General features: G+C 66.5%; 9 protein-coding genes, 1 tRNA gene, 1 other RNA gene and 1 pseudogene. 4 read left to right on the top strand and 8 right to left on the bottom strand.

Going from position 1 to position 12,585, the window contains the following annotated elements:
- The first annotated feature begins 50 nt into the window (after positions 1-50).
- The gene (locus tag NM962_09455; GenBank protein ID UVO14197.1) at positions 51-1,364 is read left to right on the top strand and encodes a class I SAM-dependent methyltransferase; all 1,314 of its coding nucleotides are present in this window, start codon (positions 51-53) and stop codon (positions 1,362-1,364) included.
- A gap of 4 nt (positions 1,365-1,368) precedes the next feature.
- Here the strand turns inward: NM962_09455 and NM962_09450 are convergent, their stop codons facing one another.
- The 4 genes from NM962_09450 to ffs all read right to left on the bottom strand — a co-directional run bounded on the left by NM962_09450 (position 1,369) and on the right by ffs (position 5,388).
- Positions 1,369-3,312: a DNA polymerase III subunits gamma/tau gene (locus NM962_09450; protein UVO14196.1), complete on the bottom strand. Its 1,944-nt coding sequence runs from the start codon at positions 3,310-3,312 to the stop codon at positions 1,369-1,371.
- Between the two features lie 54 nt (positions 3,313-3,366).
- Positions 3,367-3,963: a CHAP domain-containing protein gene (locus NM962_09445; GenBank protein UVO14195.1), complete on the bottom strand. Its 597-nt coding sequence runs from the start codon at positions 3,961-3,963 to the stop codon at positions 3,367-3,369.
- Position 3,964: 1 nt separating this feature from the next.
- Positions 3,965-5,239, bottom strand: coding sequence for an aminotransferase class I/II-fold pyridoxal phosphate-dependent enzyme (locus NM962_09440; protein ID UVO14194.1), 1,275 nt, complete (start codon positions 5,237-5,239; stop codon positions 3,965-3,967).
- A 54-nt stretch (positions 5,240-5,293) separates the two neighbouring features.
- Positions 5,294-5,388: signal recognition particle sRNA small type (gene ffs, locus NM962_09435), an RNA gene on the bottom strand.
- A 204-nt stretch (positions 5,389-5,592) separates the two neighbouring features.
- Between ffs and NM962_09430 the strand changes: the two genes are divergently transcribed.
- The 3 genes from NM962_09430 (at position 5,593) to NM962_09420 (ending at position 7,907) form a co-directional block, all read left to right on the top strand.
- Positions 5,593-5,678 (top strand) — tRNA-Ser (locus tag NM962_09430).
- 81 nt (positions 5,679-5,759) lie between these two features.
- Positions 5,760-6,485 (top strand): hypothetical protein, encoded by a 726-nt coding sequence (locus tag NM962_09425; protein UVO14193.1) that lies wholly within the window; start codon positions 5,760-5,762, stop codon positions 6,483-6,485.
- Between the two features lie 30 nt (positions 6,486-6,515).
- Entirely contained in the window at positions 6,516-7,907 is a 1,392-nt protein-coding gene (locus tag NM962_09420) for a DUF4226 domain-containing protein (GenBank protein UVO14192.1), read from the top strand.
- A 10-nt stretch (positions 7,908-7,917) separates the two neighbouring features.
- On the opposite strand, the gene NM962_09415 is transcribed toward NM962_09420, so the two are convergent.
- The 4 genes and pseudogenes from NM962_09415 to NM962_09400 form a co-directional block, all read right to left on the bottom strand.
- Entirely contained in the window at positions 7,918-8,481 is a 564-nt protein-coding gene (locus NM962_09415; GenBank protein UVO14191.1) for a hypothetical protein, read from the bottom strand.
- A 10-nt stretch (positions 8,482-8,491) separates the two neighbouring features.
- The gene (locus NM962_09410; GenBank protein UVO14640.1) at positions 8,492-8,974 is read right to left on the bottom strand and encodes a DUF5078 domain-containing protein; all 483 of its coding nucleotides are present in this window, start codon (positions 8,972-8,974) and stop codon (positions 8,492-8,494) included.
- Between the two features lie 309 nt (positions 8,975-9,283).
- Positions 9,284-12,082: pseudogene (locus tag NM962_09405) on the bottom strand (RND family transporter).
- On the bottom strand, positions 12,079-12,501 hold the full coding sequence (locus NM962_09400; protein UVO14190.1) for an MmpS family protein: 423 nt from the start codon (positions 12,499-12,501) through the stop codon (positions 12,079-12,081). Before NM962_09400 ends, NM962_09405 begins: the two are co-directional and overlap by 4 nt.
- Positions 12,502-12,585: the final 84 nt, after the last annotated feature.

Here is a 12,585-nt window from a genome sequence, read left to right as displayed (position 1 = left end):
TTGAGGCGGCGCCCGGGCGGTTATTCGCAACTCGGCAAGGGGGGCACATCATGACGGCCAAGACACTGACCAAAAGTACGAAAACCACCACGAACGGCAAGCTCGGCTTGGCCGAGGTTCTGATGCTCCTGGCGGGCGGAGGCCAGCCACCACTGAAGATCTCCGCCTACGACGGCAGCAGCGTCGGACCCAGCGACACGGAGCTGGGCGTCGATCTGCTGAACCCCCGCGCCACCGCCTATCTGGCCACGTCACTCGGTCAACTCGGGATCGCCCGCGCCTACGTCGCCGGCGACCTGGAACTGCGCGGCGTGCATCCCGGCAATCCGTACCCGGTACTCAACGCCATGGCGGATCTGGAGTTCAAGCACCCGTCGCCGCGCGAATTGGCCAACATCGTCCGGTCCGTCGGGCTGAAGAACCTGAAGCCGATTCCGCCACCACCGGAGGAAGCCCCACCCCGATGGCGTCGTACCGCGCAGGGACTGCGGCATTCCAAGGCTCGCGACGCCGATGCGATTCATCACCACTACGACGTCTCCAACACCTTCTACGAGTGGGTGCTCGGTCCGTCGATGACCTACAGCTGCGCGATCTACCCCAATCCCGGTGCGAGCCTGGAGGAAGCGCAGGAGAACAAGTACCGATTGATCTTCGAAAAGCTGCGCCTGCAAGCCGGCGACCGGCTGCTCGATGTGGGCTGCGGCTGGGGCGGCATGGTGCGCTACGCCGCCCGCCGCGGCGTTCAGGCGCTCGGGGTGAGCCTGTCGGCCGAACAGGTCGAGTGGGCACGAACGGCAATCGCCGACGAGGGACTCGCGGGCCTGGCCGAGGTGCGGCACTGCGACTACCGCGACATCCGCGAGGATGGGTTGGACGCCATCTCATCGATCGGGGTGAGCGAGCACATCGGGGTGAAGAACTATCGCTCCTACTTCGGCTTCCTCAAGTCGAAGTTGCGCACCGGCGGGTTGCTGCTCAATCAATGCGTGACAATGCCGGACAACTCGATCTACCGCGGCGACGCCTTCACCGACCGCTATGTCTTCCCCGACGGCGAGATCACCGGCTCGGGCCGCGTGATCTCCGACATTCAGCAGTCCGGGCTCGAAGTGCTGCACGAGGAGGACTTCCGCCACCACTACGCGATGACGCTGCGGCAGTGGGGCCGCAACCTGGTGTCGCACTGGGACGAGGCCGTCGCCGAGGTCGGGCTGGGTCGGGCCAAGGTGTGGGGGCTGTACATGGCGGCGTCGGTGCTGTGCTTCGAACGCAACCTGTTCCAGCTGCATCAGGTGTTGGCCAGCAACGTCGACCGTGACGGCGACGACGATCTGCCGCTGAGGCCTTGGTGGCAGCCCTAGCCGATCAGTCGCCGCTGATCCGGCGGGCACCCAGCTCGTTCTGCAACAACTCCAGGGCCACTTCTTCGGGGTCGCGACGAGGCGGGGCGTCGGAGCCGGCATCTACGGCGGCCTCGGCCAGCATGGCCTCCTCGTCGGCGCGGCGCGCCGACTCCACGTCGACCTGAGCGGGCGCCGCCGCCGGGCCCGCGTCCGGAGCGGGTCCGCCGGCCTCACAACGCACCCGCCAGTTCACCCCGAGGGCATCCTTGAGCGCTTCGACGATGACGTCGGCGTTGCGCTGCTCGGAGAGCCGCCGGGCCAGCGGGGCGGACTCGTGGCTGAGCACCAGCGTGTTGCCGTCCACGGTGCGCACGGTCGCGCCGGCGAGCATCACCTCGGTGGTGCGGCTGCGCTGACGAACCTTGTCGCGCACCGTGGTCCACATCGCGCGCACGGCGGCGGCATCGGGCTCGCCCGGAGTCACCACCGCAGCGGGTGCGGGTGCCGGCGGCGCCGCAGCGGGCTCCGGTTCGGGCGGCGGCGCGGGGGCCGGCGCGGGTGGTGCAGCGGGTTCGGGTTCGGGCGCCGTCGCGGCGGGTGCCGGCACCGGCTCGGGAGTGGGTGTGGCGGCGGGCTCCGGCGCAGGCGCGGGCGCGGGCTCAGCGGCCCGGGTAGAGCGACGGGTGAACTGCTTGGCGGGTGACGCGGCGGGTGCCGCTTGCGTGGCGGCAGCGGCCGGAGCCGGCGAGCTCGCCGCGGGGGCGGCCCCGGTCCGTGCGGGTGCCGCCGGGATCGACATGTCCAGTCGGCCCTCGATGCGCTCAACCCGTTGCAGCAGTGCGGCTTCGGTGTCGGCGGCCGACGGCAGCAGCAGCCGGGCACACACCACCTCCAGCAGCAACCGGGGAGCAGTCGCGCCGCGCATCTCGCCGAGGCCGGCGTGCACCACCTCGGCGTAGCGGGCCAAGGTCGCCGGGCCCAGCCGGGCGGCCTGCTCATGCATCCGCTCCAGCATGTCTTCGGGCGCGTCGACCACACCCTTGGCGACCGCGTCGGGGACCGCCTGCAGCACGATCAGGTCCCGGAACCGCTCCAGCAGGTCGATGGCGAACCGGCGCGGGTCGTGGCCGGCGTCAACGACCGCCTCCACCGCTCCGAACAGCGATGCGGCGTCCCCGGCGGCCAAGGCGTCGACCGCCTCGTCGATCAGCGCGACATCGGTGGCCCCCAACAGACCCAGCGCCCGTTGATAGTGGACGTGGTCAATGCCGGCGTCGTCTTTCTCCGAGCCGGCCAGCAGCTGGTCGAGCACCGAGAGGGTGTCACGCGGCGAGCCGCCGCCCGCCCGGATCACCAAGGGGAACACCGCGTCGTCGACGGCGACGTTCTCCTGCGCGCAGATCCGGCCGATCAGCTCGCGCATGGTTCGCGGCGCGAGCAGCCGGAACGGGTAGTGGTGGGTGCGCGACCGAATGGTGGGCAGCACCTTCTCCGGTTCGGTGGTGGCGAACACGAAGATCAGGTGGTCGGGCGGTTCCTCGACGATCTTGAGCAGCGCGTTGAAACCCGCGGTGGTCACCATGTGCGCTTCGTCGATGATGAAGATCCGGTAGCGCGACTGGGCGGGTGCGTAGAAGGCGCGATCCCGCAGATCGCGGGTGTCGTCGACGCCACCGTGGCTGGCCGCGTCGAGTTCGACGACGTCGATGCTGCCCGGGCCGTTGGGGGCCAACGCCACGCACGAGTCACACGTTCCGCACGGTGTCGGGGTCGGCCCCTGCACACAGTTCAGCGATCGGGCCAGGATGCGCGCCGACGAGGTCTTGCCGCAGCCGCGAGGTCCCGAAAACAGATAGGCGTGGTTGATCCGGCCCGCCGACAACGCGGTGCACAGGGGTTCGGTGACGTGCTCCTGCCCCACCACTTCGGCGAAGGATGCCGGCCGGTATTTGCGGTAAAGCGCCACGCCAGCAGGGTACTTGCTCGGCCCGACGACGGTGCAGGCCCGGCAGCCGAAGCGCTACGCCTTGGGGCGCAGATACCCCAACGTGTTCCACATGGAGCTGACGTCACGCCAGTTCAGCGTCACGAACAACCGGCCGCTGGAGTTCTGTTCGGCGACCTCGTAGCCGAACAGGGGACCGCTGCCCCGAACGGCGGTGACAACTGCGGCATGCCCGTGCTCACTGACATACCCACCGGGGCCGTAGATGACGATGTCGCCGACCCGCGGCTGGTTCAGGCCGCCGTCGAACGGGATCTGCTCGAAGTACTCACCCAGGCCATTGGTGGGGAAATGTTCGTAGAGATCGAACGCATTGCCGCTGGGATCCCTATTTTGCCAGGGGTAACCGAGCGCATGAATGTATTGCTGGACCAGCGGATAGCACTGGCCGTCGCCGTACACCACCGGATTTCCCAGCGCGCCCTCGGCGGCATCGCGGCGGAAGGCATCGAGTTGTTCGGCTGCCCTCGGCGACAATGCCCCGGTCTCGTCGGGCCCCGCCTGCACCGGCGCAGGTTCGACCGGCCGATCCGGCACCGCGTGCGCCGCGGGCACCTGGCCCAGTACACAGAACGCTGCCGTCAGTACCGCGCAGCCCCAAGCACGTGGCATGTCAGCCCAGCAGGTGCTCGGCGGCGGCCAGCAGCGCACAGGTGGCCAGTCCGTCGACAGCGTTGCGCAGGTCCTCGGTGGACGGGAACGACGGAGCGATCCGGATGTTCTTGTCGTCGGGGTCCTTGCGGTACGGGAACGAGGCGCCGGCTTCGGTGACCGCGATGCCGGCATCCTTGGCCAGCGCCACGGTGCGTCGGGCGGTGCCCGGCCAGACATCCAGGCTGATGAAGTAGCCGCCCTTGGGGTCGGTCCACGACGCGATCTTGGAGTCACCGAGCCGGTTCTCCAGGATCTCGGCGGCCAACTCGAACTTGGGCGCCAGGATCTCCTGGTGGCGGCGCATATGCAGCCGCACACCGTCAGCGTCGCCGAAGAACCGCAGGTGACGCAGCTGGTTGACCTTGTCCGGGCCGATCGAGCGCTTCCCGGCGTACTGCAGGTACCAGGCGATGTTGCCCAGCGAGCCACCGAAGAAGCTGACGCCGGCACCTGCGAAGGTGATCTTCGAGGTCGAGGCGAACACGTACGGCCGGTTCGGGTTGCCGGCGGCCGCGGCCAGCCCCAGCACATCGATCTGGTGGGGGAACTCGGTGGTCAGGGTGTGCACCGCGTAGGCGTTGTCCCAGAACAGCCGGAAGTCGGGTGCGGCGGTCTTCATCTGGACCAGTCGGCGCACGGTCTCCCAGGAGTAGGTGATGCCGGTCGGGTTGCCGAACACCGGCACGGTCCACATGCCCTTGATGGCCGGGTCGGCGGCGACGAGTTCTTCGATCAGGTCGACGTCTGGGCCGTCCTCGCGCAGCGGGACCGGGATCATCTCGATGCCCAGGGTCTCGGTGATCGCGAAGTGCCGGTCATAGCCGGGCACCGGGCACAGAAACTTGACGACCGGCTCCTGACTCCAGGGCCGCGGCGAGTCCACGCCGCCGTGCAGCATCGAGTAGACGACGACGTCGTGCATGAATTCGAGGCTGGCGTTGTTGCCGGCGATCAGATTGGGCACCGCGATGCCGAGCAGCTCCCCGAAGATGGAGCGCAGCTCGGGCAGACCTTGCAGGCCGCCGTAGTTGCGGGTGTCGGTGCCGTCGTCGCCGCGGTAGTCGTCCGGACCGGGCAGGGCCAGCAGGCCGTTGGCCAGGTCGAGCTGCTCGGGCGCCGGCTTGCCGCGGGTGAGGTCCAGTGCGAGCTTCTTGGCCTGCAGCTCGGCGTAGTCCCGCTGGTAGCGCTCATATTGCGCGGTCAGGTCGGCACGGTTGAGGGTATGCAGCGACACTCTGTCCCTTTCAAGTCCCTTATCAGGCGCGATCAGCCGGCGAAGGCCCGACATATAAGGGGACCCCGCGCACCCGCCAGAGCCCATTGACCCTTGCTGCCTTCCGGCCCTAGGGGAGTTCACAGGATGGACGCCGCGCGGGGTCCACGGGCAAGTCTAGCGGTGGTCGCGAGCACGGCGAAGCCGGGCGCTGCGGGCCACCGCCATGGAGCACAGCGGTGGTCGGGCGCCCGGCGACGATGCGGTCGGCGGAGCAGACAGCTGAGGAGTCGGGCAGTCCAGCAGAGCGCGGTGGAGGCGGGCAGGAAGAGGAGTGCGCAGGGCATCCAAGAGACTCAGCTACCATTGCCGACGGAGGATTCGCCTAGTGGCCTATGGCGCTCGCCTGGAACGCGGGTTGGGTTAATAGCCCTCAGGGGTTCAAATCCCCTATCCTCCGCACCCGATTCAGGTGCGGCCGGACCGAAAGATCGAGGTCCGGTCGCACCTGACTCACTAGCTGACGAGCATGGGAGGTGGCGTGAGTCGTACCGTCGCCACGGTTTGGCACGCGTCGCTCTCGACTCTCGCCGCCATCCTGTATTTCCTCTTTGTCCTGCCGCGGTGGTGGGAGCTGACCGGCTTCAGCCCGCATGTGCTGGGCACCGTGATGCGAGTCCTCCTCGGACTGCTGGTCGGGGCGATGGCCCTGCCGGTGGCAGCGGTGTTGAAGCAGTCCCGCAAGCCCGAGTACGGCACCCCGCAGCTTGCGCTGTCGCTGCGGACCGGCTCGATCGTGGCGCACCTGGTGGCCGCAGCGTTGATCGCCGGCACCGCGATCAGCGAGATCTGGTTGTCGCTGGACAGTTTCGGAATGTGGCTGTTCGGGATTTACGGGGCCGCGGCCGCGATCGCCCTGTTGGGAATCGGCGCGTTCTACCTGGCGTTCGTCGCCGAAATGCCGCCGCCGCCGCCCAAACCGATCAAGCCGAAGGCCGAAAAGCAGCCTAAGAAAGAGCGTCGGCGGGGCAAGAAGTCCGGCGACGCAAAGGCCGAAGACGCCGAAGACGCCGAAGACGCCGAGGACGCTGACACCGACGAAGAGTCGGGCGACGAGACCGACGACGACGCCGACGCTGCGGTTGCCGACGAGCCTGCAGCCACTGAGATCGCCGAGCCGACGAGCGAAGAACCGGACGAGCCGGCCTCAACCAGCGAGGACAAGCCGCGCCCGTCCGGAAAGCGCCGGGCGAAGAAGGGCCAGTAAGCCCAATCTGGCGCGGCTACCCTGTTCGCTATGGCCGAGAACCTCGGCGGTTCAGCGAGGCTCGACGCAGGAGAGGCGAAGCTGGAACCGCCGCGTCAACGCGGTGCCTTCGCGGATGCGGCGCGCGCGCGTGAAGAGGAGCTCGCAAACCGGCTGGCCACATCGGTAGCAGCCGACAAAGAACTCCAGACGATCCTGCAGCAGGCCGTACGCAATGCCGTGAGTTCACGGCAACGCCTTGACGCCATCGAGGCCGAGATCCGCGAATCGGCCGCCACCTGGCCAGGACTGGACACCCCCACCGGTTCCCGCCAGTTCCAGCGATTCCTCACCGCCAAGACCCGCGAAATCTACCGGGTGGTCTCCGATGCCGCCGCCGACAGCCGGCACCGGGCGCAGCTGGCGCAGACCCTGACCAACCACTACAAGCTGGGCAGCGGTGAGGACGGCCAGGACCCGCACATCCGACTGGTGGACAGCACGATTCCTGCTAACGGCCAGCAGCCCCGCGATCCCACCATCGCCGGCGTGGGCAGCCCACCGATGCCGGAGAAGCAGCACGGTTCGCCGTATGACCTGGGCGCGACGATCCCGGGCACCGGCATCGTCATCACCGGCGACCCGGAGAGCGGCCACCCCCGTCTGCACACCCCCGGCAAGCCCGACATCGATAATCCGTTCCCCGTCGACGAGGGTTTCCGGGCACTGCCGACCGGCACCGCGATCGGCCCCGACGGCCAGCAATACGCCTTCTACAGTGTGCGGCCCTACGGGCTCGGCACCTCACCGGAGAACTACATCGCGCCGGAATCGCGGGTCCAGAATCTGGCCGATCCGGCAACGGATTTGGGGCCGCTGCTGGGCACTCCGCTCGGCTCGGACACCAAGGTGGGCATCTCCCAGGCCAGCGGCGTCTACGACCCGGCATCCAGAACCATGATGATCGTCGGCAACGTCGGCCAGGACGGCCAGCGCGCCCTGTGGCAGTCGGCCCCGGTCGCCGCCGGTGACCCGCCGAATGCCTGGATGAACAGCCTGCACGAGGTCGGCACCTTCAACAATCTGGGTCCAGCCGATCGGGAGAATCAGATTGTGTCGCTGCCCCAGGGCGGGTATCTGTTGGCCAGCGCCAGCGACGACGGCCAGGCCGTGGGGGTCACCGCCGGCAGCCCGCAGGGACTGCTGCAGGCTCCCTCGCAGGATCTCACCGGCCCCGGATTCATCCCGAGCCCTGGTAATGAGCCGGCCGTCCCGTACGGGCCGAGCATTGTCAACATCGAGACGCTTCCCAACGGGCAAGAGCAGGTCACGATGCGGCTCAGCACGTGGCCGAGACCCGAGGGCTGGCCGACCGGGCCAGATGCCCCGCCGCCGCCCTATCGCCCACGCACCTACACCACCACGTTCAACGTCAACCCGTAGCGCAGGACCTCTAAAATGCCGTGCTGCCCGACGGGCTCAGCACGAAACCGTGATGCCCTAGAGAGGTGTCCAGGCAGGCGACAAGCTGGTCGGTGCCCACCGCGCAGGTGACGTTGCCGTACGACAACTTCTGCCCGACGCCCAGGAAGGCTCCGTTGGAGAATTGGCGGCCGCAGCCGGTCGATTCACGGTTCAGTCGCAGCCCCGCCGCGCCCTGCGAGCGCACCGTCCCGATCACACAGCCGCCCGGCACCGGGGCGCCCGAACCCAGCGGCGCGTTGGCCAAGCCCGGCATATCGCCGTCGCACATGATGGCCTGCGACGATCCCGCGGGCGGGTCGATGGCGTCGAATTGGCAGGCGACGTTGTAGGGCGTGGAGAAGTTCACCCAGCGCCCCGGCCCCTTGGGGCCCGTCGAGATGTAGTTGTCCACCGGAACCGTGGTGAAGTCGTCGAAGTTGGGGAACCCCGCAGGTTGCGCGCCCGCAGGTGATCCCGGGGCCCCCAGAAACAGGCCGCCCACCGCGCCGGAGACGAGCAGAACCCGCATGACTCGACGGGCGGAACCGTTCATCGGTCTCCTGTTACGGCTTGGGGGCCCAGTCCCACACCGACATGTCGTCGCGCGGGTACTGACTGCAGGCCTCGGTCGACTTGGCGACGACGCCCTTGTTGTTGAAGAAGATCTTGGCGTGGTTGGGCCACGACACCGTCAGCGGGTCGGCGAAATTGGTCGCCAGTTCCTCGGAGTAGGCCCGGCGCTGATCGGGGTTCAGCGAGAAGAACCAGTGCATCTTGTCGATGGCGGCCTGCTGCACCTGGACCGGCTTGTTGTGCATGTCGATCATGTAGCGCTCGTAGTAGATCGGCGACAGGTCGCGGCTGGCGGCCAGCATCTGCTCGGCACTGCAGTCGGTGCGAATCACGCGACGCGGGATCGGGAAGTCGTCGGTCGCGTCGGCGGAGGCGGTGGCGGGCAACAGCACCGCGGCCACGGCTGCGCCCGCGGCAGCAGCGGTCACGACGATGCCCCGCAGAATCGAGCGGTGCGTACGCATGGAGTCCACTGTAGCCATTCCCCCGGTCCTTTCACTCTGTCAGTTCTCGGACGCTAAACCCGCCGGTGAGACCGCTGAGTCGGGTGAAGCAGGTGAGGCGAATGCGCCAGCAAATGGCCGCTTAGCCATCCGAACTCAGTAAGCAATGCTACATAACTTTAGCCATGCTACCTAATTGGTTTTCTGGCCTCTGAGCATGCGATCGCTCACACTCGGCTACCGGTTGTGGGCCAGCTCCTCGGTGTTATCCGCTGGTGCGAGAGCGGCGGCCTCTCGGTGCCGGGCGGCTTTGCCGCCGACGTGCGGCAGCACGTTGATGGGCCACCAGAACCACCGGCCCAGCAGCGCCGCGATCGACGGCGTCATGAACGCCCGCACGATCAACGTGTCGAACATCAGGCCCAAGCCGATAGTGGTGCCGACCTGCCCGATGATGCGCAGGTCACTGACGACCATCGAGGTCATGGTGAAGGCGAACACCAGGCCAGCCGCCGTCACCACCTTGCCGGTACCGCCCATCGCCCGGATGATGCCGGTGTTCAACCCGGCGTGGATCTCCTGTTTCAGTCTGGAGACCAGCATCAGGTTGTAGTCCGACCCGACCGCCAACAGCACGATCACCGACATCACCATCACCAGCCAGTGCAGGGGCATGCCGATGAGGTACTGCCAAACCAACACTGACAATCCGAACGACGCTCCCAGCGACAGCGCGACGGTGCCGACGATCACCGCCGCGGCGACCAGTGCACGGGTGATCAACAGCATGATGACGAAGATCAGGCACAGCGAGGAGATTCCGGCGATCAGCAGGTCGTAGAAGGAACCGTCGTGCATGTCCTTGAACATCGCGGCCGTCCCGCCGAGGTAGATCGTGGCGTCCTCCAGCGGGGTGCCCTTGAGTGCTTCCTCGGCCGCCTCACGAATCTTGTCGATATGCGAAATACCTTCCGCGGTGGCGGGATTGCCCCGGTGCGAGATGATCATCCGCACCGCCTTGCCATCCGGGGAGATGAACATGTCCATCGCACGCTTGAAGTCCGGGTTCTCGAATACCTCCGGCGGCAGATAGAAGGAGTCGTCGTTCTTCGACTCGTCGAACGCCTTGCCCATCGCGGTGGCGTTATCGCTCATCTCGTCCATCTGGGAGAAGATGCCGGCCATGGTGCTGTGCATCGTCAGCATCATGGTCCGCATGGTCTCCATGGTGTCGATCATCGGCGGGAAGGTACTCAGCATCTGCGGCATCAGGGCATCCATATCGCCCATGTGCGCGATCATCTTGTCCATGCTCTCGCTCATCGGATCAACGCTGTCGACCATGTCGAACGCCGAGCGCAGGGAGAAGCAGATCGGGATGTCGTAGCAGTGCGGTTCCCAGTAGAAGTAGTTGCGGATCGGCCGCCAGAAGTCTTCGAAATCGGCGATGTGGTCCCGGATGTCGTAGATCTGAGCTTGTAGGTCATCCATGTCGACGACCATCTCGTGGGTGGTGTTGGCCAGTTGGCTCATGTGGCCGTACATCTGGCGCATGGTGGCGATAGTCTCGGCCATCGCCTCGGCCTGGGTGAGCATGTCGTCCATGCGCTTCTTCTGAAACTGCATGGTCTGCAGCTGGCCGGCGTTCTGCATGCTGATCTGGAACGGAATCGAGGTGTGTTCCAGCGGGGTGCCCTGCGGGCGGGTGATCGCCTGAACCCGGGAGATCCCGACGACCTTGAACACCGACTTGGCCAGCTTGTCGATGATCAGGAAGTCCGACGGGTTGCGCATGTCGTGATCGGACTCGATCAACAGCACCTCTGGCATCATCCGGGACTGCGAGAAGTGCCGATCCGCTGCGGCGAAGCCCTCATTGGCCGGGATATCGGTCGGAATGTACTTCCGGTCGTCGTAGGCCGGCTGATAGCCCGGCAGGGCCAGCAGACCGACGGTCGAAACGATCAGCGAGGCAATCAGAATCGGTCCCGGCCAGCGAACGATGGCCGTCCCCAACTGGCGCCAGCCGCGGGTGCTCATCTTGCGCTTGGGCTCGAACAGGCCGAACCGGCTGCCGACGGTGATGATCGCTGGGCCCAGAGTCAGCGCGGCGGCCACCGAGACGAGCATGCCGGCCGCACAGGGAATGCCCAGCGAGATGAAGTAGGGCATCCGGGTGAAGTGCAGGCAGAACAGCGCGCCGGCGATCGTCAGGCCGGAGCCCAGGATGACGTGCGAAACTCCGTGAAAAGCCGTGTAGTACGCGGTTTCCGGGTCCTCGCCGGCGTGCCGGGCCTCGTGATACCGGCCGATCAGGAAGATCGCGTAGTCGGTACCGGCGGCGATGGCCAGTGAGACCAACAGATTGACGGCGAACGTGGTCAATCCGATCAGGTGGTTATGCCCGAGGAACGCCACTACACCGCGCGCGGCGGACAGCTCCAGGTACACCATGACCAGCAGCAGCACGACGGTGGTGATGGACCGGTAGACGGCCAGCAACATGGTCAGGATCACCACGACGGTGACGGCCATCATCTTCAACATGGACTTGTCGCCGGCATGGTTCATGTCGTTGGCCAGCGCCGCGGTGCCGGTGACATAGACCGTCAACCCGGAGGGTTTCTCGATGGAGTCCACCGCGTTGCGGACCGCCTCGATGGAGTCGTTCGCCGCGGCCTCGCCGATGTTGCCGACCAGGTTCAGTTGCACGTAAGTCGCTCTGCCGTCGGCACTCTGGGCTCCGACCGCAGTCATCGGATCGCCCCAGAAGTCCTGCACGTGCTGAACGTGCGCGGTGTCGGCTTTGAGCTTGGCGACCAACTCGGCGTAGTACTCGTGCTCGGCGTCGCCGAGTTCGTGATCGGCTTCCAACACGATCATCGCGGTGCTGTCGGAATCCGACTCCTGAAAGACCTTGCCCATCTGGGTCATGGCTTGCACCGAGGGGGCATCCGTCGGGCTGACCGAGACGGCGTTCTCCTTGCCGATCTGCTCCAGCGGGGGCACCATGGCGCTGAACACCACGATCAGCGCCAGCCACCCCAGGATGATCGGCACCGACAGTCGGCGAATGGTGCGCGCGATGAACGTCCGCTCAGGTTGCCCGCCGATACCTTGGATCGTCGACGGACTCATGCGGCCTTCAACAGACAGAACGTGTAGGCGTTCACCTCGTTGGAGACGCGTTCCGCCTTGACTTCGTCATCGACGATGATTCGGCAGCCGATGCTGTCGCTGTTGCCTTGGGCCATAATGCTTCCCACTACCGCCGGCAGGGTGGTGACGATCTCCAATTGCCACGGCAGCACGGCGTCGGCGACCCGTTGTGGTTCTGAGTCGACGTCGAAATAGCTGATGTCCGCGACGGTCCCGGGCGGACCGAAGATCTCATAGGTCATCCGCTTGGGGTTGAAAGGCTTGGTTTCGTCGACCTTGCCATCGGAGTACGACGGGCGTTTCTCGGATCCGAACATGCCGTGGATACGCGTTACCGTGAAGCCGGCAACGCCGACCACGGCCAGTATCACCAGGGGTATCCACACCCGGCTCAGCACCTTGAAAATCGGAGTCCCCTTTACCAGACATCTTTGGGCACCCTAACCCACGTCGACGAGCGTAAGCGCACGCTACAGCACTTC

Origin of the sequence: Mycobacterium sp. SVM_VP21, from assembly GCA_024758765.1 — a bacterium.
Taxonomy (GTDB): Bacteria; Actinomycetota; Actinomycetes; order Mycobacteriales; family Mycobacteriaceae; genus Mycobacterium; species Mycobacterium heraklionense_C.
The sequence above is the reverse complement of the archived record's forward strand: the minus strand, read 5'-3'. Positions and strand labels throughout refer to the sequence as shown.